Below are 21,192 nucleotides of genomic sequence, written 5' to 3'. Positions count from 1 at the left end.
GGGGTCAGCTGTAGGGGACGGCGTCGGCGGGGTCGGCGTGCCAGTTGGTGGCGAGGGGGCGGTCGACCTGGACGGTGTGGGGGAGGTTGAGGGTGACGAAGTTGTCCACGTCACCTGCGACGGAGAGGTGGAGCTTGTCGAACAGCCTGCCGTTGTCGTTGTTGGTGGACTTGGGGTTGATGCCGGCGTAGGCGGCGGTGGAGCCGGAGAGGACGACGTCGTCGCTGACGCTGTGTTCGGCGGGCCGCAGCTCTGTGTCTGCGGCGGAGCCGAAGGACGCGGAGGGGAAGACGCCCTGCAGGGAGCAGGTGATGCCGGACTTGGCCTTGGCGGTGACGAGGAGGTAGCCGCCCGCCTGTGTCTTCGAGGTGATCTTGAAGGTCAGGTCGTTGGTGGCACAGGCCCGCGTGGCGGTGTTTGCGCTGTCGGCGGTGGCGGCCGGGGTTGCGGTGGCGGCCAGGGCGGCCGCGGCGGCCACGGCCAGGGCGAGGCGGGTGGAGCGGGCGGCGAGTCGCGAACGCATCGGAGATCTCCATGGTGCGGAAGTGGGTCGTCCAGCGGACTGCTGGGACGGCCTCAGCTTGTTCGGTGATCTGTTCCGCCCGCCACAAAAGGCGATCATGTTGGGACGCTGGAACGCTGGAACGGGCGCTGACCAGCGGAAACACTGGCGCCCTGGAACGGGTGGCCGGGACGGGCAGGGTGAATCAGCACCTGGCCCCACCGATGTCCGTGGCGTTCTCCTCCAGCCACGGGACAATCCCGTTCGGGTGCGGCTCGCCTGAAGTGCGCTTGAGGGTCAGGCTCTGAGTTCGTAGCCCAGTCGAGGTCCAACACGTCGCACGCTGGCGGATCCCACTTTGCCCTGTGCAAGATGAAGTACGCAGGTCACGGGTCTGATGTGCGGGGCGGGCGGGGTACTCGCGCTGGTCGTCGGCGGGTGTCCATGGTGAAGATCGTCCGACCTGTCGACAGGGCAGTTGTCGGGTCTGCTGCGCCGAACGCCACGCTCGTTCGTGTCCGCTCTCGATCGGTCAGCGTGCGGCCGAGGTGTGCCGGCACACATGGCTGGGGTCGATGTGGCGAAGTGATGTCGGGCAGTGTCGAAATCGACTGGCTGCGCGCCTAAGAACCGAGGGCTTTTCGTTGGCCTGTGGCGGCGGACCGTACGATCGCGTCAAGGAGTCGGTGGCGCTTGACGGCGTGGGTGAAGTCCGGGGCGACAGCCGTTCCGCGGACGAGGTCGTCCCGAATCGCGGAGTAGGCGTGCACCAGCGTGTGGATCACGGTTCCGGCCAGGCCGGGATAGTCGTCGTAGCCGCTGGGCAGCGTGACCTTCGCAGGCCGACCGCCGCTGCGTGTGCCACGCACCGTGACCGGACCGACGTGCGGGAACTCGGCGGCGGTAATCTCAAGTCTCCCCTCCGTGCCGTCGATGATCAGAGAGAACCCGGCACCCGATGCCGCGCCTCCACGGTGGTGGACGGACAGGATCGCCCCGCCCGCCACGGTGCCCGAGATCGCGATCTGGTCCTCGGCGGTCATCGGAACGACCTGCCCGGTGCTCCCGAGCGGAACCTGGCGGCGCCGGGTCGCGGTCGTAGCGACCACTTCCTGAAGTTCGCCGACGACCATCGACACCAGGTCGATCGCGTGTCCGAACGCGATGGTCAGCATCGTGGCCCCGAGCTTGCGGTCGAGCGTGTAGATCATGTTCGGAGACACCGGAGTGCCCCATTCGGTCGAAGACGCCACGACGGTGGCGGAGAGCACTTCCCCCACGAATCCTTCGGACACGAGGTCGGCCAGCCAGCGGAAGGTAGGCGAGGAGCGTCCCTGAAGACCTACGAAGGTGCGCGTCGGCCCGGCGGCACGCTCCATCTCCTCGGCCTCGCGCAGGTCGACGGCGAGCGGCCACTCGGCCAGCACCGGCACTCCCGCCTTCAGCACGGGCAACACGAGTTCGCGATGCTGGGGCACTTTGACGGCGACAACAACGAGGTCGACGTTCTCGTCGCCGGCGAGCTGCTCGACCGACGTGTACGCGGGTACGCCATACGCTGCTCCCGCGGCCTGGGCCGAGGCTTCGGAGCTCGCCGCCAGCGCGCGAAGCTCGATCCCGTCGACGGCGCTCAGCGCGGGCAGGTGAGCCCCGGCCGCCCAGCCTCCCGTGGCGCTCAGGCCGACGATGCCGACGCCGATCGGTTTACGGGGATCAGGCACCGAGCTGCCGCCTCAGGTTCTCGGCGTCGTGCAGGGCCGTCATGTGCACGAACCGCCCGTCACGAACCTGGTAGATGGCGTACTCGACGATCTCGAACGAGGTGCCGGTGGGAGCCACGCCGAGCCACTCCTTGGCGGGCGTGCCTGTGTTGGTCAGACGGGCGGCCAGGCGATCACCATCGACCGCGATCTCCCGGGGCTCCCAGTGGAAGTCCGGGACCGCGTCGATGACGCCGTTCAGCACAGCGATGACCTGGTCCCGAGTGCCCGGATCGCCGTTCAGGGTGGTCTCGTCGTTGATGAACTCGTCCATGCGGGAGATCTCGTGGGCGTTGAGCGCCCCGATGTAGCGCAGGTAGAACTCGCGAAGGTCGGTGTCGGACATGATCTCCTTCCTCGGCCCCCGGAGCGGAGGTCATGTTTCTGTTTCGCGACGGCCCTTGACGGATTCGTCGCTGTGATCGTCGGCAGGGGGAGGAACCACTGTCCGAAACTTCCGTACCGGACGGTACCGAAATTTTCTCGCGCTGTCACGGCCCTCATGTGAGGAGATGTCTCACCGGGGCGAGCGAAGGGGTGCAGTCGCTACGCGGGCCAGCCGAGCAGTGCCGTGTCGACGATCTCGGCAGGACCGAGGCCGTTGGCGGCCTGCACTGCGATGCCGAAACCCATCGTCATGATGAACCGGGCAAGACGCCGAGGGTCGGCGTTGCGCGGAAGGTCACCCTCGTTGACGGCGCGCCGGAAGCGCTCCTCGAGGTGGACCCCCGCGTCGTTGCGCCAGTCGACAAGCAGGTCGTGTACGGCCCGACTCTCGTCGCTCGACGCCAGCCGCACCCTGCACGGTCAGGCACCCGGAGGGGCCGCCGGGAGGGGTCGTGGTGCAGACCGCGCCGCGGAGGAACGCCAAGGCCACAGCCCGTGCGGTGGGCTCCTCTAGGGCGCGCGTGGCGTAGGCGGCCGGCCCCGCGCCGTAGCGCTGGAGGGCCTTGCGGAACAACTGCTCCTTGTTGCCGAAGGCCGCATACATGCTCGTCTTGGTGATCCCCATGGCGTCGGTCAGTTCAGCGAGGCTTGCACCTTCGTACCCTCGCGCCCAGAACGCCCGCATCGCGCGCTCCAGCGCCTGGTCGATGTCGAATCCTCGAGGCCGACCCATGACGGCCCAACGGGAGTTACTCATCCCGCAATCGCACCTATCGGTACATATCTATGCTGACCAGCAGTTTCATCGTACCCAGGCGGCGAACGCAGTTCAGTACCGGTCGGTCTTGATGTGTTAGGTTCTGCACCGACCGGTACTTAATTGATGGGAAGGGAAGTCCGCGCCATGAAAACCGTTTCGCTCGGCAGCCTCAAGGTCTCGCGCATCGGTCTCGGAGCCATGGGAATGTCGGCGTTCTACACCGGCGCCGGCCAGTTCGACGACGACTCGATCCGCACGATCCACCGCGCTCTGGACCTCGGGGTCACCCATATCGACACCGCTGAGGGGTACGGCCCCTTCATCAACGAGGAGCTGGTCGGCCGGGCCGTGCAGGGGCGCCGGGACGAGGTCGTGCTGGCGACCAAGTTCGGACTGATCTCCCACACCAATGGCACGGCTCCGGACAGCACCCCGGCCAACATCCGCTTGGCCGTGGAGGGATCACTGAAGCGCCTGGGTACCGACTACATCGACCTCTACTACCAGCACCGGGTGGACCCCGGCACGCCCATCGAAGAGACCGTTGGCGCGCTGGCCGAACTGGTGGCCGAAGGCAAGATCCGCCACATCGGTCTGTCGGAGGCCGGCCCCGCCACGATCCGCCGCGCTCACGCCGTGCATCAGGTCACCGCGGTCCAGTCCGAATACTCCCTGTGGACCCGCGACCCGGAGGCCGAAATCCTGCCCGTCCTGCGCGAACTCGGTATCGGCTTCGTGCCCTACTCCCCGCTTGGCCGCGGCTTCCTGACCGGCAACATCCGCTCCCTGAACGATCTTGACACCGACGACTGGCGCCGCACCAACCACCGCTTCGCCGACGGCAACCTGGAACGCAACCTGCGAATCGTCGACGAGGTCCGGGCCGTAGCCGCCGAGATCGACACCACGCCCGCGCAGGTCTCCTTGGCCTGGCTGCTCGCCCAGGGTGACGACATCGCGCCCATCCCCGGCACCAAGCGAGTCGCCCGGCTGGAGGAGAACGCCGCCGCCGACCACATCGAGCTCACTGCCAGCCACGTCGCCCGCCTGAACGACCTGCCCCGGGCTTCCGGCGAGCGCTACGACGCGGACAACATGGCCGCCATCGACCGTTGATGGAAGACGTACCACCACGCACGCCGCGGGTCGGTCGGCGTCCGGGCGAAGAGTGCCGCATTCCCAATGAGACTGTGCAACATGAAGTACGCAGGTCACGGGTTCGGTGTGCGGGGTACTCGCGCTGGTCGTCGGCGGGAGTCCATGGTGAAGATCGTCTGACCTGTCGCCAGGGCCGTTGTCGGGTTCTGCTGCGCCGACCGCCGTGCCCCTCCTGCGATCCCTGACCGGGCCGGTGACGGCAGAGCGCGAGGAGGGCGTGGGAATGCTGGAGCTGGAGCGGATCACGCTCGCCGGAAAGAACTGGAGACGCTCGCCGAAGAGTTGGGCAAGCAGCTGGCCGAGGTCCAGACCGAGCGGGAGGGGGCCTTGAGGTGGCGGATGTCGTCAACTGTGGCGCGCAGCCATGGGATCGGTGTCTTCAGCCGACGACATCGCTCCTCCCAGGGAAATGAGTGGCTTGCGCTGGTCATCGTCCCGATAATTGCCATGGTCGTGAGCAGGGCATGCCAGGCATGGGAGATCGATGGACTCAGGGGACGCGCTGCTGACCGCGTATGACGAGCAGATGCGAGGGCATGTGCCGGGGCGGGCGCATCAAGGGGCCGTGGTCGCGCAAGACGGGCCTGTCCTGCGGAGCCACTACGGAACCCACGGGACGGTCCACCACACTCCGCTGCCCGCCAACTCCACGCCGACGGAGGTGGCTGAGCTGGTCGGTCGGCTGCAGTCAGCCTTCGCCGCTCGGGGCGAGCCGGTCGAGTGGCGAGCGTACAGCCATGACCCGGTCCGGGTGGGCGAGCCGCTGCGCGCCGCTGGTTTTACAGCGATGGGTCCGGACCGGACGCTGCTCCTTGCTGACCTCGACGAGGTGGCGGCCGGCACAAGCACAGTGGCCCCGTCCAAGGGATTGCGCGTGCGTCGGCTTGACTACGGTTACCACCGCGAGCGGTCGCTGGATCGCTTGGCCGAGGCCGGTGGGCCCTACGCGCGCGGTCTCGCGGATGTTCGCGAGGATCATGGGAACGTGCTGGGCTGGGCCTTGAACGTCCAGCTCCTGGAAGCGGACACTCGGCTCGTCGGCGTCGGCTGGGCGGAGGCCGTCGGATGGACGGAATTCGTGGCCGTGCGCGGGATGACCGGTCCGCATACCGAATTCCTGCCCAACTGGGTCCAGTGGGCCCGCAACAGCCACGCTCTCCGCTTGAGCACCGGTTCGCCGCGACAGGCACCGGGCCGTCGCTACCTCATGGCCGAGGCCCCCGACGGGCCGATCCGCGACGCCCTCCTCGCGGTTGGCTTCAGAGCCGTATCGACCGTCCGCAGCTACGCCTGGACCCCGGCCGGCCCGCCGCCGGCAGTAACCCGCCCCGTTGCCATGCTGATCGGCGACCGGGATCACGACGCGCTGTGCGCGGAGTTCCAGGACCGCTTCGCCTTCAAGCCCAGCTACACCTACTACCCCTCCATCGAGGAGCCGCCCGACTCCGTCACCTGGCACGTCGGGGACGTCACGGACGCGTGCCACTCGTACCAGCTGCGGCGGAACCTTCCGGACGATCACCGTGTCGCGCGTCTCCAGAAGGCCGTCGAACGCGGCCTGCGTGCTTGTGTCCGCCCCGGTGAGCAGCTCTACTCGGTCGACTGGTGGCACCAGGGCTACCGTTTCGACCCGGCCCGTGTCGGGGGCTCCGGCGGGCCGACGTGGCCGGGCGCCGCTTGTTGGGAGGGTGATTACTACATGCTCCTCACCCGCGACCTGCGCATGGGCACCTTCTGGCACCCGTGGGAGGAGTCCTTGTGCGTCTTCGGTGCCGAGCTCCTTGCCGAGGTCGAGCACGACCTCACGGCCACCCTCGGCACGGTGATGCGTCGCGGGGGCCGCAACACCGGCAACGTCTGGACATTCGAATCGAGCGGCGACGCTGTCTGAAGGGCTGCACGACCACACCGGGGGAGTCCGGAGCCTCCCTCAGACCCGGAGCGCTTCACCCCCGGTGCGCCCTGGTCCCGGCAGACAAGCCGAACCCCGTCGCGCACCACCACACGCTCGGACCACACCATGAGCGCCCTCAGGAATCGTCTCGCCCCGATCATGCCCCGACAGTCGCGAGCCGCGCTCCAGGCCGTCCTGCTCGAAAGCGCGCCGCGGATGAAACACCGGCCATGTCCGCGGCGACGGTGCCCTGCGACCGCAGGGGCAACCGCCACTGTCAGACCCAGGTGGCAGCATCACCGAAGTGAACGCCGCTGAGGCGTCCTCAACTCACCTCCGTAGCAAACGAAGAGGAGTATTCCCCTTGCGACTGCATCGCGTAGCGCCCGGCATCGCCGCGGGCATCCTCGCCCCGGCCCTCCTGCTCGCCACCCCGTCCTTCGCCGCCACAGCGGCACCCACCGCGGTGACGTTGGCCGTGGTGTCCTCGTCCGCGGACGAGCCGGACGCCGACGACCTGAGGGTGGCCATAGTCCGGATCCTCGCCGATCCGGACAGCGGCCGGCGTGTGACACGAGAAGTCAACGCCCTCCTGGACGCCAACGATTCCGACGCGATGCGCGCCTGGCTGGAGACCGGTTACCGGATCGCCCAGGCCGAGGACGACCGCTTCGCCATCGCCCGCATCCTCGCCGACCCATCCATCAGCCCGGCCCTGCGCGCGGCAGCCAACGCCGCCCTCGACGACAACACCCCCGAAGCACTGCGCCACTTCCTGCAAGTCGGCAGGTACCAGGTCGCCTGACCGGCACAGCGCCGCATCACAGCGCGTCGCCCGGGCGGCACCCCCTGCCGCACGCCCGGTCGCCGGAACGCCGAGAATCCGGGCGGGGCCGCGCCTGCACCTCTGTGTGCCGGCGGCCCCGCCCGGCAGGCCCTGTGCCGCTCGGCGCCCTCCGCAGAGCACTGTGGTCTCGCCGCCCGGTGCGGCATGGACAACTGACACCTCCGACAGCAGAAGGCACATTCTTCGATGACCACACAACCCCTGCGCACCGAGCGCAGCGGTCGACAGACCGCTTCCGTCGTGACCGACCTGCCGTTCAAGCCTCAGCTCGTCAAAGCGGTGTTCAGGGACGTGACCTCGTTGCACGTCTCCCGGTCGGCCGCGTGGGCCGCCGCGTCGGTGACGCGGACCTTGCTGACGGAGATCATCGACGGCGCGAGAAGCGCGGCGGCCGAGGAGGCCAGGAAGAGGCTGATTCCCAAGGACCTCATCTCGGCGATCGACCGGAACGTTGAGGTGGAGGTGGGATCGGCGTGGTATCTGCACAGTCCGACCTTCCACGGCTTGATGGGCGAGGTGCGCAACGCCGATGGTGCGCTCGTGTCTCTTCGTGAGCGCCGCGGGGCGCGTACACCAAGTGGTGTGGCTGGCGCCCACCGGTTCGAGGCCGGAGTGAGAAGGCTGCTGGGGGGCCGGGGGGTGAGGGCGGCCCCGGCGATGGTCCGCGACCTGGACGGAATCGCGAGCGTGTTCCTGACGGCCCTGGCCCGGGACGCGGCCAAGGTCGTCCGCGAGGGCGGGGTCAAGCGGTTCGGGACGGTCAGTCTGGTGGTGCCGGGCGAGCCAGCCCCGGCCCCGCTGCTCAAGGACCCCCTTCTCGCCCTGTCGACCCGCCGCGGGGATGGGCGGACTGTCGGCGGAGACGACGTCCTGGCTGCCGTCACGATGCAGCTGTCCGGCGATCTCGGACAGCGCGCCATCACCGAGGCAGCCGAGATGACACGGAGCACGTCGGCCAACTGATCGGGCCCGCCCCTGCGCTCTGCCCACTGCGCACGGTTCCCACGGGCGCGCGGCTTCCGGAATCTGCCGCCCTCATTCGGCTCCGGTCGGCTGGCGAGAACGGGCTCGTCGCATGGGCGCGGACCGCCGGCCGCAGGCACCCCACGGGGAAGACCTCCCTTGGCCTCGGGCTTTCACGAGGGGTGTCGTCCGGCAGGTGATCGAGAAAGCAGATGGTGCCCCTGAGCTGCAACGATAGGACTTGCTGAGGGTCCCGTTCGTGGTACCGGGAGAGGCACTTCCCAGGTGAAGAAGAGCAGCGGGTGCTACCCGCGTATCCGTGTCGAGAGAGGCGGTCGCGGGGTGGTTGCCCAGGCAGGCTCGGTGCTGCTGATCGAAACAGTCCGCAAGTCCGGCCTGGATACCGCGATATCGGCGGCACTGGCGCCGTCACGCAAGCGGCGGGCCGTGCATGATCCGGGCAAGATCCTGCTGGACGTAGCCCTGGCCGTCGCACTCGGCGGCGACTGTCTGGCCGACGTCGGCTTGCTGCCGGCCGAGTCGGCTGTGTTCGGTCCGGTGGCCTCCGATCCGACGGTCTCCCGTCTCGTCGACGTGCTCGCCGCGTCCGGTCCGAAAGCTCTTGCGGCAATCCAGGGCGCACGTTCTCAAGTGCGTCAGCGGGTCTGGGAGCTGGCCCGGGCGAGAAGTCCGGCCGCCGACGGCCAGGTGATCGTGGACATCGACGGGGTGCTGGTGCTCGCGCACTCCGAGAAGCAGGTCGCCACTCCGACCTGGAAGAGACCTTCGGCCATGATCTGCTCGTCGCGTTTGTCGACCACAGCCAGGACGGTTCCGGGGAACCGGTGGCCGCCCTCCTGCGGCCCGGCAACGCGGGCTCCAACACCGCCGCCGACCAGATCGAAACTACCCAACCTGCTTTGGCGCAACTGCCCAAAATCCTGCGGCGGGGACGGCAGACACTGATCAGCACCGACTTCGCCGGGGCATGCGCCTGATCGTCTGTAAGGAACGCCCGCACCCCGGTGCCCAGTTGCGCTTCACCGACATCGACGGCAACCGGCTCACCAGCTTCGCGACCAACACGAAAGGCGGCCAGCTCGCCAGCCTGGAACTGCGTCACCGCAGACTGGCCCGCTGCGAAGATCGCATCCGCGCCGCTCACGCCACCGGCTTGCGCAACCTAATGGGGCATGAAGCGGTGCATCGCCGTCCGTTACTCGAACTGCTGAGTTCCGTACGGAGAATGCGAAGCCCGCTTCACGACATGGCCCAGAACCGGATCTGGCTGGAGATCGTCTCGCTCGCGCTCGACCTCCTCGCCTGGATGCCGAAGCTCGCACTGACCGGCGAGGCCCGACGCTGGGAGCCCCAGAATCTCCGCCTGCGGCTCTTCTCCGCCGCCCCCAGCTGGAGAGCGGGATGTCGTATCGTCCGGCGCTGCCATCTGACAGGTCGTCCTCTCTGCCTTGGGAACCTGCAGTTTGGAGGCATGCCAGACGCCTTGACTACTTTGCACCGTGGGACAGCGATAGGAGACAAATGCTATCTGTCTGGCTCATGTCCTCAGAGCCTCCGTCACGGGCAGGCACTCGGCGAGCAGGTCTACGACGTCGCGCCAGGCTCGCTGTGCGTGCTGTGGGTGGTAGCCGACGCCGGGGACCGTGGGGTGGTCGACCGGCGGGTGATGGAAGGCGTGCATGGCGCCGCCGTAGACAGCAAGGCGCCAGTCGACGCCCGCGGCCTGCATCTCGGCGGTGAACGCGTTCCGTTGAGCGGGCGGCATGATCGGGTCTTCCGACCCAACCCCGGCCCACACCGGGCAGCGGATGCGCGCCGCCTCGCCCGGTCGGCCCGTGGTAGTTGCGTTGACTGTCCCGATCGCGCGCAGGTTGACGCCGTCGCGCCCGAGTTCCAGCGCGATGGCGCCCCCGGTGCCGTAGCCGACGGCGGCGATCCGGTCGGGGTCGGTCCGCGGTTCGATGCGCAGCACGTCGAGCGCCGCATGGCCGATGCCCCGCATCCGGTCGGGATCAGCGAGCAGCGGCAAGCAACGGGCCAGCATCTCCTCGGGGTCGCCCAAATAGCGCCCGCCGTGAAGGTCGAAGGCCAGCGCTATGTATCCCAGTTCGGCGAGAGCATCGGCCCGGCGGCACTCGACGTCACTGAGCCCCATGCCCTCTGGTCCGAGCAGCACCGCGGGCCGGCGGTCGACACCGGCCGGGAGCGCGAGGTGCCCGATCATCGTCAAACCGTCCGCCGGGTACTCGACCGTACGTGTCGTAATCGTCGTCATGAGACTGGACTGTAGTGATCATCGAGACCGGTCCGGTCACTGTTCTGCCCCTGGCAGAGCAGCGCGGACATCTCCCTGAAATGCGGCGAGGGCTCACATGAACCGTCACGGACCTCGTCCCCACGGCAGCTATCCATCCCGTTGCCCCTTTGACCCGTGTCTCGGTCAGGCCTCTCACCGGTTTGAAGATGGGTTCTCACGCATTTCGAGGGGGACAGAAAACACACTTCGTCTACTTGTCCCACAGCTGCCGCAGAGCGGCCAACAGCCCGCGACAACGAGGCAGTCTCAGGTTTCGACGTAGCCCGGCCGCATGGCTTACCGCTTCAGGGTTTCCCGCCACTCGTCCACCAGATCGTGGGTCTCGTCCATGGCGGGATCGCGACGTCCGCCAGGTGCGTAAGCCGCGGACCGGTCCGCGCGGAGCGGCACGTGGGCGCAGTACCAAGCTCGCTCGGCACCCTCTTGCTCCGCATCCGTGCCTGTCCGTAGATAGTCGAGCAGCGCCTTCATGACCCGGCGGCGTCCGAATGCGAATACGGCTGGTTCAACGAACCAGCGGCAGAAGCTGGGGTCCGGGTCATATACGGCCGCAGCCATCAAGGGGCTGAAGAACTCTTCGGGCAGACTGGCGTGTTCGAGCAGTGGCCTGCGTGCCGCATGAGCCAGCTGCCGCGCGCGGCGGGCCTCTGGTACGTCGGCCGCGTGCCCGAGGTCCAGCAGCCGCGCCACCTCAGCTGCGCATGACAGGAACGAGCGTGCACCTGCCTCGTTGTGCTCCTCTTCGGCCATGGAGGCATTCTGGACCAGCTCAAGTCACGGAGCTACGGGGGTGATGGATGCTGCTCCGTGGTCGACGGCATGGCGCTCGACTGCTTCTCCCGAATGCAACGATCATGTTGTGGCTGGCGTGATCACGGCGTCGGTGCCCTCCTGGGTAGAGCCCTTAACTGGGCTGAACTCGCGCTGTTTGGCCACGTTGGTTGCTTCGGTGCGACGCGAGCACGGTGCAGATCAGCAGCGCGGCCGGCCTTGGAGTCTGTCGCTGGAGGACCGCGTGCTGCTGGTCTCAGGTACGTTGCGTTGACTTGGCGGCGGTCTGTGCTGACTGGTGGTTAGGGCAGTCCGATCGGTGCGGACCTCAGCGGGTGACCGTTCAGTTCGCCGCAGCCCTCTTCGTCCCACCACATCCCGCCTTGCGTAGTGAGACAGGGGTGCAGTCCGCGGACGTCTCCGCCTTCATGCAGTGCTTGCGCGACTGCGTGGAGAAGGCTCGCCAGGTCGGGCCAGGAATCGGTGAAGTCACCGCCACCGCTGTGACTTGCGGTTGATTCTCTGCGCGTCCCAAACAGCAAGCACTGGCTGACCAGCAGACATGCCTCGTCGGGGAATAGGAGGTCACCGCCAGGCCAGCTGTGCCTGGAAGCACGTGCGGCGGGTGGAGCAGCGAAGGGCAAGTGACCGCCCCGCACTCCTTGGCCGGCAGGACGATGAGGGCTTCGGCCCGGCTGCAGTGGAAGTCGGCCAGGACGCCGTGGCCGAGTCGGGCGGGAGCCCGACTGCCCGCGATCGCAGTCTGGAACGGCTGCCCGGCATCGCCGCTCCGGCCGGAGCGGCGAGGGACGGCCAGATTCTGTCAGGCGCTGAATGGTGGTGTCACAGGCGGGCGCAGCCCAGTGTGGAACTGTAGTGCTTCATGCTGTCCCGGGTGTCCGGGCCATAGATGCCGTCCTGGGAAAGTCCATAGCTGTCCTGGAGGGCCTCAACGGCGAGGAACGTCTGCGGGCCGTAGAAGCCGTCGATGCCAAGGTAGGAGTAGCCCTCGCAAGTCTTCAGGCTCCGCTGCAGTGCTTTCACGGCCGGGTTCTCCGTGGCCTGGTTGAGTACCAGTTTGCAGGTCAGGGTCTTGGCGCTGCCGTAGGCGGGAACCGTGACGGAGTGACCCGAGGTGATGGAGACAGCCTTGGTGGTATTGCAGGTCGGGTGTACCCCGGCCGCGCTCGCGGAGGGGGAGACAGCGACCCCGCAGGTGAGTACGGCCGCCAGGGCACCCAGAGCAGTAAGGGCGCGCGGCTTGTTGCGGGACGTAGGGAAAGACATCATGCTCCTCACGGAAGGCATCGGTCAGGTGCGAGAATCTTGATCACGCCGTGAGATCAGCGGGTCGAGTGACCTGCGAGGTGAAACGCCAAACTCAGACGCAGTCGTACTTGGCGCCGGTTTCGTTGCTGTAGCGGGCCCACTTCATCTTGGCCAGGGTCTCCCGGCCGTAGACGCCGTCGACCACCGCACCGATCCTGCCCTGGACGTCACGCAGAGCATTCCTGGTGTCGGACCCGAAGATGCCGTCGAGTTCTAGCTTCTTGCCGTAACAGCTGTTCATGTTCTTCTGCAGGGCCCTGACTCCCGGGCCGGTGTGCCCGGCCTGCAGGTAGCAGTAGATGGTGTTGTTGGCGACGTTGATCGGGTACACAAAGTGCCGGCCCGTCGATCCGTTCTGCACCGAGGCCGCTCCCGTACACACCCCGTCCGCCGCGTGGGCCGGGACGGCGGCGGTGGCCACTCCCATCAGGGCCCCCAGCAAGGTTCCGGTCGCCAGAAGTGCCTTGCTCCTGCCTGTCCTGCGCATGCCTGTCGTTCCTCTCCGTGCGAGAAGCACTGTCGTTTCCGTGCATGCCCGAGGACGGTTCGCGGTGCTGTCCCGGGCTCTGCCACGGACACTAGCGGCGGCGTGGAACCCGGCCTTTGTCATACGTGCAGGCTTCTTTGTCCGTCGTGCACAGGGTGGTGCCGGCGCAGTCTGTCCCATCCAATCCTCAGTGGCAGTAGCGCGCTGAGCCTACGAACCTGGCGTTGTGCATTCGGGATTCGCCGTGTAGTTGATCCAAGCGGAGAAAGTTCCGTAGTGGGCCGTACCTGGTCGGCCGCGGCGACGGGGACTGCACCGGATTGGGGTCGTCTCGCCGAAATCAGGGGAGTGGGAGATCGACCACCGGGTCTGGATACGTGGCTGCCGGTGCGGGCCGCAGTAGAGGACCTGCACGATGCGCTGTGCGGAATCACCGCCACGCACGGACGCGTGCACGCTGTGCGGACACTGCGCCAGCGGATACCGGTGCTCTCGCCGGCGGAGGCCGTCGAGTACGTGAGCGCGCTGCTGGTGATGTGCCTGCGCGCCTCGTGGCCGTCGCAGTCAAGGAACTCGTGGAGCCTTTCAACCCGGAAGTTGCGGTGGAGACCATCCTGAGCGGGGCTGCGATCCGGGCCGGTAAGAGACCTGAGGGATGGCTGGAGAGCCAGTCGCCGTGTCGATCGCGCATCCGGTCCCGTTCCTCGGCCGTGGCAAGGAAGACGTCGGCGCCACCGTCGTAGGGGTGGTGGACGCGCTGTATCCCGGGTGTCGGTGATGAGGACGCCCGCCACCTTGTCAACGGCGATGTCCTGGAGCAGCTCGTCGGTGCATCCGCGCTGCCAGGGCTGGCGGGCGGCGAGAAGGTGGCAGTAGGTGCGGAACTCAGGGTCAGGATCGTCCTCCGCCAGCAGGCTCTGCCAGTACCCCGTGACGGGTTGCGATGACGGAACCTCGGCTTCGGTTGTCCAGAGCGGAGTGATCACATGCACGTCCTCACCGGCGAACAACTCACAGCAAGGACGGTGTTGTAACGCTCCAGGGCGACGGCGTACTCGCTCTCGTTCTCCGCGTAGCGCTTCGACTCCGGCAGGCTGTGAAAACGTACCCAGACATCTCGGTACGGGTCACGGAGCTTGTACCCAACCGGTGGGCAATGGGGCCAATGCTGATGCCACAGCTCCGTCAGGTCCGCTGCTGGCTCGTTTCAGACACCCGCCGCACTCGTCCTCTCGCACACGTACCCGTCTACGACCATGATGCCGGGGCTCACCCATCAGAGGAACCGACTTCTTGGCTGCCGCTTGTGAGGGACGCGACGTCCGCGAACCGGCGGGCGCTCTCAACTCCATGGCCCGCGACGGCGGGTCTGGGGCAAGGTTCCTGCTTGTAGTGGGCGTGGAGGAAGTCACGGGCAGCACGGAGTGCTGTGAGGCGGGGAGCGAGACGGGTGTGGTCGATGCCGGGGGCGTGGAGCAGCTCTCCCAGGGTGGCGGCCAGTTCGGCTAGTTCGATCCAGCGGACCGGCGGGGTGGCCAGCAGGCGGGTGAGGTCTGCGTCCACCGCGGGCCAGCGATCGAGCGCCGTGCAGATCAGGGTGTTGTACGGATGCCGTGTCCCGGCGGGGAGTCTGGCTTGGTGTAAGGCCTGTTCGGCGGCGTGCCACCAGGGATGCGCAGCCCGCCTGCCGCTGCAGGTCTCCAGGGTCAGGGCCAGGTACGTCAGCCCGGAGACCTCGTCGCTGAGGAACAGTTGCTCGGCCGTCTGGCGTGCAGTGATGCCCTGGCCGGTCCGCCGGTGTGCCGTGCACAGGGTTTCGAGCACGGTGTGTTCTTGCGGGTCAGCGGTCCAGGACGTGTGGAGTGCTGCCTTTGCCTGTTCGGTCTGGTCACTGAGCAGGTGGATACGGGCGAGAAGATGATGTGCTTTTGCTGCGGACTTCCGGCCCGCGTGTTCTAGGAGGAATTCCAGGTCGGATCGGGCCTGCTGCAGACGGCCGGTCGCAAAGCAGAACTCGATCCTGCGCCACGGCGACCATGTATTCGCACGCCCGAAGCCCTTTTCGATGGTGTCCTCGAGATCGGCACGTGCTTCCGAGAACCGCCCCAGTCCGTGCAGCGCCTCGGCACGGTGTATGAGCGTGCTCACGTCACCGGGTGCCAGGGCGAGCGCTTGGTTGGCGTCGGCGAGCGCGCACTCGTGAGCTCCGAGCTTGATATGGACCCAGCAGCGGCGGGACAACGGCCACCCGTCGAGAGGCAAGAGCGCCACCGCACGGTTCAGGTCGCCCAGAGCTTCCGGGTACCGGCCCATATTTCCGAGTGTGGCACCGCGGCCGGAGTAGGCGCGGCCGTATCCAGGGTCGAGCTCAATGGCTCGGTCGAAGTCGGCGAGGGCGGACGCGTGCCGACCCACGATCCGCAGGATTGCACCGCGCTCGCAGCGCACCCAGGCTGTAGCAGGCTCCAACTCCACTGCCCGGTCGAGGTCTTGCAGCGCTTGCGCAGCGTGTCGCGGCTGGAAGGTGCGCACCCGGGCCCTGTGGATCAGCGCCCGCACACTGTGTGGCTGCAGCTCCAGGGCATGGTTGAGGTCTGTGATGGCCGCCGTGGTGTTGCCGAGAGCGTCGTGTGTCGAGCCCCGGGAAGTCCAAACCATGGGATCAAGAGGGGCGAGTTCAACGGCCCGTTGAAGGTCGTGCATCGATTCCTGAAGCTGGCCCGTGATCCGGTAGTAGTCGCCGCGTCGGCGCAGGGTCTGTGGCGTATCAGGAGCCAGCGCGTCTGCGTGGTCCAGGTCGTCGATGGCTGCGGAATACTCGCCCAGTTCGGCATGGGCGAGTGCCCGGCCCACGTACGCCGGCTCCATGCGGGGACTGAGAGCGACCGCACGGTTGAAGTCGGCCAGGGCAACACGGGCTTCGCCCTCCAGGCGACGTAGACCCCCGCAGGCGACCAGGACCGTTGCCTGCTCTTCGGGGCCGAAGTCGGCCCTGCCGAGTAGCAAGTGCAGAGCCTGCACTGTTCCTCCCTCGGCAAGGGTTGCCTGCAGGTGGCGCCCCCATTCACGGAGCTCCTCGTATTCAGTGTCCCGGCCTGCGTCCCGGAAGACCTGCGCCCAACGGCGCGCCACAGCCTCACCTGCAGTACACGCCGACGCCACCTCAAGCAGGACCATCTCCCACGCACGCCGAGACCCGGTGCACAGAAGGTGGTACGACTCCGCCAGGCGCAGCCCTTGCCACCTCTCTTCCTTCCAGAACATGCCCGGGTCCAGGTGTTCCTCGGCCTGTTCCCGCCACTGGCTGAACAGCGTGGACAGGGCTGTGTGCCGCTCATTCCAGTCGCGCAACGAGCGGCGGCGCTGCAGTCGCAGCATCTGCGCCCGCACCACGTCGTGATACCGCACCCCTGTGCCATGTTGCACCACGAAGGGCAGGCTGTGCAGCCACGGGAACAGGGCATCCGCCTCGTCGTGAGAACAGCCCACCGCCGCACGGAAGATGTCAACGTCCAGGTGTAGAGGCAGTGCGCCGGCCAGTGCCGCCGCCCGCCGCACCGGATCCTGTTCCCATTTGAGGAAACCTTCCACGGCCGTGGTACTCGGGTCGTTGAGATGACCGGGTTCCGTGGGCCTGCCAGCCGCGAGAGTGGAGACCAGCACGGGCAAACCGCCACTGAGCCGCAGCACTTCCCTGACCACCGGTTCGCAGACGACCCCCTTGTTCCGCAGCAGCCCGCGTGTCTGCGCTTCGGTGAAATTCCCCAGCGGCCAGTCTGTGATGCCATCGGCGAACTCGCCCCACCGAGCGGCATGGAGCGGATACTGCCCCGCCGTCACCACCACAACCCGGGACACCAAAGTGCCATACCGCGTCGTCGTCATCACGTCCCGCAGCCAACTGTCCAAGAAGGGCGCCGTTCTTTCGTACGCATCGAAGCAGAGCACGATCCACGAAACGGAACCAGCCGCATCAGCCAGCTCCCGTAAGAACACCGGTGTCAGCACGCTTTCGGGGGACATCACCATCTGGACGTCTTCCGGGCTGCGCAGCCGCATTCCGAGCCCGGCCCGCAACCGGTCGGCCCCGCGGGCCAGCTGAACCGCATCAACGGCTCCCGCGAAGACTCCTGCACCGGGCACCAGCCCGAGCCCGATGAGGCTCGCACGTGCGGCCACCATGCTGCCCGGCGAAGGCTCTGGCACATTGCTGTCCAGCAACTCGTCCAGATCCACAGATGCCGCCTCATGCTGCCGCTCCCGCCAGTCAGCGAGGAGACGTTCCAGCTCCCGGAACCGGTGGTCCTGGCGAGCGAACTGGGCGCTGAGAGCACCGAGCAGCTCCGGCACGCCGGCGATCGATTCGTCAACGCGGGCGGTCAACGCGCCTTGCTCCTGCGCGATGTGCTCCAACTCGGCCAGGAGGAACGTCTTGCCGACGCCAGCAGCGCCATGAATATGAAACAGAAAGCGATGGCGCTCATCCTCTGGTGACACCGCGAAGTTCTCCGTGAATGCGGCGCGTTCCGCCTCGCGGCCCAGGAAACCGCGACGTCTGCGTCCCCTGAGAATGTCCTGCACGGATTGCTCTGCTGGCAGCCTTCGCCCCACCTGCTCCGCCCCCTGAGTCAGATCGTGAGACCAGTCTGGCTTCGCCGGAGTCTTTCGCCCAGATACCGTGCTTCAGTTGGCCACTCTGCGTACATAGTTGGCCGCAGCTCCCAAAGGTGTGCACTAGCGGCTCAGCGGGGGAGCCAGACCGCGACGGCGCTGGCCAGTAGGGGAGTGAGGACCACGATGCCCGCCTGGAGATCGGCGAATGGACCTGCCTCGGCACCCAACAGTTGTTCGAATCTCGCACGCTGTTCGACGCGCTCAAGAAGTGCTGCCGAGTCATCGACGCCCTCCAGTGTGAACAACCGCTCGGCGAGACGGTGCGCCTGGCGACGCAGTCCGATCGCGGCTGGGACGTAGGCGATGGCTACGAGCAGCGTGCCTACTCCGCCGAAGACCAAGACGTATTCAAAGGGAGTGGCCTCGGCTGAGGCCAAGGCGTGCCCCTTCACCAGCTCAGCCTCCATGCGCACAACTGCCCCCAGCGCCAACGTGGACAGGCCGACCAGTGCTCCGAGGTTGGCCACCAGTGTCCGCATGGTCCGCCGGCGAGCCAACAGCCATTCCGTCAGCTCTCCTGCGGCCACGTCACTCCGGTCAGTGTGTGTGGTTTTCCATAGCGCGTAGGCGACGCACACGATGGGCGTTGCACCGACCAGGGCGGTTCCCACCAGCAGTGGCCCCCGCCACGCACTCGGACGGTCGTCGACAGAGGCCGCCACCGCTCCATAGAGCGCCGCGCCCAGCGCCACGGCGCCCACGATGACGACGGCCTCGCGCCGCGATGGGCGCTCTGCCTCAGGCAGAGCGCGCCACTGCTGGGCACCCAAGGTGAAAACAATCCCTGCCCCACCAGTCAAACCGAGGGCAATCGCGGCCCAGACCGGCCACAAGTCGGCTTCCCGGTACTGGGACGTGACGACCAAGCCCACCCAGATCCCAAGGCCGACACCTACTGGTGCAGCCCGTTCCCCCCACGCCGCCATCAATGCCCCCTCCTCCGACCGTGACCAGAGGCCATCGTGGCGCAGCCGAGGCGCGGGCATCCGCAATTTGTGTGACGGGACGCGGTAGTTGGAACCATGTGCATGTGGTGACCTGGCGATTCGGACCTCGTAGGACACGCTTGTTGGAACCACATGGTCACCCTTCTTGCAACCTGCCGTGAATCGCCATTCATGGTGGAACCAGTTCCGGGTATCCCGCGCTCGCCGTGCCGACGGACGCTTTCCTGGAGGAGGGGATGATGTGTCGCTATGGACACGACACCACCGGGCCACGCCCTCGTCGAAGCAGGTTGGCAGAAGGTGCGCGCCGACGGGCGCGTCCGTCCGGAACTGCTCGAAGCGGCCTACGCTGAACCCCGACTCCGCCGGTTGTTTCCCTGGACGGGAATGGGAGAACTGCACTTCAGCCGTTGCACCGAGTGGCCATGGGCATGGGACGTCCCCTACATTCAGCCCGCAGCAGGAGGCGAGTACTGGGTCTCCGGCCCTCTGCGCAGCGAATCCGTGGGTCCGGCCGCGACGCCGCAGCAGGCCGTCACGATGGTGGTTGACCGCCTCCCTCCCCACTGCGGACCTGCCCTCGTTGGAACCCGAGAAGAACTTGACGTTCACGACGCCGCGATCCTGCCCGCGAGCCCCGAGGCCCCGACCCCCAGCGGCTCCGCGAACTGATCTCAGTTCCAACCACCGTGGCCAATTCCAACTATCGCGTCACGGCTCAATAAGGCGCCTCCCGGCCACTACTAAGGTTTTCGTTAGTTCTGTAGTTTTTAGATGCCTATTGTCACTCCGGAGTGAGGAAGGGCCACGGGAGTTGCTCGCTGGAGCAGACCCGGCGGATGCCGCGTTCGGCGGCGTCGGCGAGATGGTCGCCGGCGAAGTGGCCAACTCGCGGGTTTGGATGGCGCCGCTGCAGACTCCACACCGGCCGACCGGTCAGCAGACGCCATACCGGGGCCCGGGCCAACGTCACCCCGGTAAGCCGCTCAACCGCCACGCGCACCCGTTCCAGGGTCCGCAGGTCCGCCTCGAAACCGTGCGCCTGGGCGCCCTGCTCCAGCGCTCGGCGGCCTGGGCGTCCTCCAGCTTGGGCGGCTGACCGGCAGCCGGGCGCCGCCGCAGCGCTGGAGTTCCGTCCTGCTCCCACCCGCGTTTCCACCGCCGCACGCTCTCCAGACAGACGCCCACCGCCCGCGCGACCTCGGGCTGCGTACACCCCCGCTCGAACATCTCGCCCGCACGCATGCGACGGGCCTCGGCCAACTGCGGCCGCGTCAAGGGCGAGACGGCTGCTGCACAAGCATCAGACTCAGACTGCAGGCACAGCCAGATCCTCACACCACCGAAGCCCTTGCACCCACAGAACTAACGACAACCTCAGTAGTGCCGTGACAACGAACGTGCACGGTGTCGGCGCACCTGCCCTCGACGTGCCGGTGTGGCGGTGGGAGTTCAGCTGACCTCGTTGCGGACGGCGGTGCCGAGGTCGGTGGCGGTCAGGCCGAAGGTCTGGGCGGTCTCCGTCGCGTCCATGTGGAACGGCGCGTACCACTGGTAGTCCATCTCGGCCATCTCGCGGGCGATCGGCACGATCAGCCCGGCCGTGCGCGTCACGGAGCGCGGTATCTGGATTAGTTTGACCGGTGGCCGACCCGCTGCGAGGGCGTAGCGCCGCGCCAGCTCGCGAATGGTGACGGCCGGCGGAGACGGCACGTGCCAGGGTCGGCCCCACGCGCGTTCTTCCGAGGCCAGCGTGATGAGGGCCTGTGCCATGTCGCCGTTGAAGGTGAAGGTGTGCGGCATGTCCAGGTGACCGGTGATCCAGGCCGGTTTTCCCTTCTGCAGGGCCGACTTGATGAGCAGGGAGTAGATGCCGTTGGCGTCCTTGCCGATGTAGTCGGAGCCGCGGACCTCGACGGTGCGGATCTCTCCGGTGAGGGCCTGTTCCCACATGCGTCTGCGCAGGCGGCCCTTGTGGCCGGTGGCGGCCATGGGGGTGTGTTCGTTCATCCGGCCGCCGGGCTGCGGGCCGTAGGCGTAGAGGCTGCCGGTCAGCGCGAGGACGGCGTCGTTCGCCTTGGCGGCGGTGATGGCCGCCGTCTGCAGGGGCGGCAACAGGCGCTCCCACACCGTGTATGAGGGTGGATTGGCGCAGTGGTAGATCACTTCCGCGCCGCGGGACAGCTCGGTCAGGCGGGACGGGTCGGACGCGTCCGCGGTGACCCGGTCGACCAGCGGGTGCTCGGGGCCGGAGCCGCTGCGGGTGACGATCTGGACGCTCTCGCCGCGCTCAGCGAGCAGACGAGCGACGTTGGTACCGATGGAACCGGCACCGATGATGACGTGCTTGGCCATGACGGTTTCTCCTTCTCCGG

17 protein-coding genes and 3 pseudogenes are annotated in these 21,192 nt (G+C 67.4%); 8 read left to right on the top strand and 12 right to left on the bottom strand.

Translation table 11 applies throughout. The annotated features are described in order from the left end of the window. Window positions 1-4 precede the first annotated feature (4 nt). From KUF83_RS19775 to KUF83_RS19760, 4 genes and pseudogenes are all read right to left on the bottom strand, one after another. Window positions 5-523 carry a DUF4232 domain-containing protein gene (locus KUF83_RS19775; RefSeq protein WP_217456058.1) on the bottom strand — a complete coding sequence of 173 codons (519 nt, stop codon included), beginning with the start codon at window positions 521-523 and terminating at the stop codon, window positions 5-7. Window positions 524-1,125: 602 nt separating this feature from the next. After that, window positions 1,126-2,223: a Gfo/Idh/MocA family protein gene (locus KUF83_RS19770; protein WP_217456057.1), complete on the bottom strand. Its 1,098-nt coding sequence runs from the start codon at window positions 2,221-2,223 to the stop codon at window positions 1,126-1,128. Continuing rightward, window positions 2,216-2,608 (bottom strand): ester cyclase, encoded by a 393-nt coding sequence (locus tag KUF83_RS19765; RefSeq protein ID WP_217456056.1) that lies wholly within the window; start codon window positions 2,606-2,608, stop codon window positions 2,216-2,218. The genes KUF83_RS19770 and KUF83_RS19765 overlap by 8 nt, the downstream gene beginning before the upstream one ends. Window positions 2,609-2,808: 200 nt before the next feature. Continuing rightward, a pseudogene (locus KUF83_RS19760) lies at window positions 2,809-3,406 on the bottom strand (TetR/AcrR family transcriptional regulator). 147 nt (window positions 3,407-3,553) lie between these two features. Here KUF83_RS19760 and KUF83_RS19755 point away from each other — a divergent pair. The 5 genes and pseudogenes from KUF83_RS19755 to KUF83_RS19735 form a co-directional block, all read left to right on the top strand. Continuing rightward, window positions 3,554-4,525 (top strand): aldo/keto reductase, encoded by a 972-nt coding sequence (locus KUF83_RS19755; RefSeq protein ID WP_217456055.1) that lies wholly within the window; start codon window positions 3,554-3,556, stop codon window positions 4,523-4,525. A 703-nt stretch (window positions 4,526-5,228) separates the two neighbouring features. Continuing rightward, window positions 5,229-6,458, top strand: coding sequence for a DUF2716 domain-containing protein (locus tag KUF83_RS19750; RefSeq protein WP_217456054.1), 1,230 nt, complete (start codon window positions 5,229-5,231; stop codon window positions 6,456-6,458). Between the two features lie 367 nt (window positions 6,459-6,825). Continuing rightward, window positions 6,826-7,266 (top strand): ALF repeat-containing protein, encoded by a 441-nt coding sequence (locus KUF83_RS19745; protein ID WP_217456053.1) that lies wholly within the window; start codon window positions 6,826-6,828, stop codon window positions 7,264-7,266. Window positions 7,267-7,494: 228 nt separating this feature from the next. Next, entirely contained in the window at window positions 7,495-8,271 is a 777-nt protein-coding gene (locus tag KUF83_RS19740; RefSeq protein WP_217456052.1) for a hypothetical protein, read from the top strand. 285 nt (window positions 8,272-8,556) lie between these two features. Next, window positions 8,557-9,676: pseudogene (locus KUF83_RS19735) on the top strand (transposase); the annotation flags it as partial. A gap of 153 nt (window positions 9,677-9,829) precedes the next feature. Here KUF83_RS19735 and KUF83_RS19730 read toward each other — a convergent pair. Both KUF83_RS19730 and KUF83_RS19725 read right to left on the bottom strand, forming a co-directional pair. Beyond that, window positions 9,830-10,567, bottom strand: a complete 738-nt coding sequence (locus KUF83_RS19730) for a dienelactone hydrolase family protein (protein ID WP_217456060.1) — start codon at window positions 10,565-10,567, stop codon at window positions 9,830-9,832. Window positions 10,568-10,885: 318 nt separating this feature from the next. Then, a complete protein-coding gene (locus tag KUF83_RS19725) occupies window positions 10,886-11,359 on the bottom strand; it encodes a hypothetical protein (RefSeq protein ID WP_254644094.1) in 474 nt (157 codons plus the stop codon). Window positions 11,360-11,468: 109 nt separating this feature from the next. Here KUF83_RS19725 and KUF83_RS42020 point away from each other — a divergent pair. After that, window positions 11,469-11,639 (top strand): annotated as a pseudogene (locus KUF83_RS42020) (IS5/IS1182 family transposase); the annotation flags it as partial. A gap of 584 nt (window positions 11,640-12,223) precedes the next feature. On the opposite strand, the gene KUF83_RS19720 reads toward KUF83_RS42020, so the two are convergent. Both KUF83_RS19720 and KUF83_RS19715 read right to left on the bottom strand, forming a co-directional pair. Further along, a complete protein-coding gene (locus KUF83_RS19720; protein WP_217456051.1) occupies window positions 12,224-12,670 on the bottom strand; it encodes a peptidoglycan-binding protein in 447 nt (148 codons plus the stop codon). 91 nt (window positions 12,671-12,761) lie between these two features. Further along, window positions 12,762-13,196 carry a peptidoglycan-binding protein gene (locus tag KUF83_RS19715; protein WP_217456050.1) on the bottom strand — a complete coding sequence of 145 codons (435 nt, stop codon included), beginning with the start codon at window positions 13,194-13,196 and terminating at the stop codon, window positions 12,762-12,764. 655 nt (window positions 13,197-13,851) lie between these two features. Here KUF83_RS19715 and KUF83_RS42620 point away from each other — a divergent pair. Next, window positions 13,852-13,974, top strand: a complete 123-nt coding sequence (locus KUF83_RS42620; protein ID WP_302828528.1) for a hypothetical protein — start codon at window positions 13,852-13,854, stop codon at window positions 13,972-13,974. A gap of 491 nt (window positions 13,975-14,465) precedes the next feature. Here the strand turns inward: KUF83_RS42620 and KUF83_RS19710 are convergent, their stop codons facing one another. Both KUF83_RS19710 and KUF83_RS19705 read right to left on the bottom strand, forming a co-directional pair. Beyond that, window positions 14,466-17,777, bottom strand: coding sequence for a tetratricopeptide repeat protein (locus KUF83_RS19710; protein WP_308403063.1), 3,312 nt, complete (start codon window positions 17,775-17,777; stop codon window positions 14,466-14,468). Between the two features lie 161 nt (window positions 17,778-17,938). Beyond that, window positions 17,939-18,736, bottom strand: coding sequence for a hypothetical protein (locus KUF83_RS19705; protein ID WP_217456048.1), 798 nt, complete (start codon window positions 18,734-18,736; stop codon window positions 17,939-17,941). A gap of 330 nt (window positions 18,737-19,066) precedes the next feature. Between KUF83_RS19705 and KUF83_RS42015 the strand changes: the two genes are divergently transcribed. Continuing rightward, window positions 19,067-19,489 carry a DUF6193 family natural product biosynthesis protein gene (locus KUF83_RS42015; protein WP_254644093.1) on the top strand — a complete coding sequence of 141 codons (423 nt, stop codon included), beginning with the start codon at window positions 19,067-19,069 and terminating at the stop codon, window positions 19,487-19,489. 297 nt (window positions 19,490-19,786) lie between these two features. Here KUF83_RS42015 and KUF83_RS43005 read toward each other — a convergent pair whose 3' ends face one another. Next, entirely contained in the window at window positions 19,787-20,155 is a 369-nt protein-coding gene (locus KUF83_RS43005; RefSeq protein ID WP_374106104.1) for a helix-turn-helix domain-containing protein, read from the bottom strand. Window positions 20,156-20,269: 114 nt separating this feature from the next. Beyond that, window positions 20,270-21,172 carry an SDR family oxidoreductase gene (locus tag KUF83_RS19695; protein ID WP_217456046.1) on the bottom strand — a complete coding sequence of 301 codons (903 nt, stop codon included), beginning with the start codon at window positions 21,170-21,172 and terminating at the stop codon, window positions 20,270-20,272. Window positions 21,173-21,192: the final 20 nt, after the last annotated feature.

Origin of the sequence: Streptomyces sp. BV286 (genome assembly GCF_019090165.1) — a bacterium.
Classification (GTDB): Bacteria; Actinomycetota; Actinomycetes; order Streptomycetales; family Streptomycetaceae; genus Streptomyces.
The sequence above is the reverse complement of the archived record's forward strand: the minus strand, read 5'-3'. Positions and strand labels throughout refer to the sequence as shown.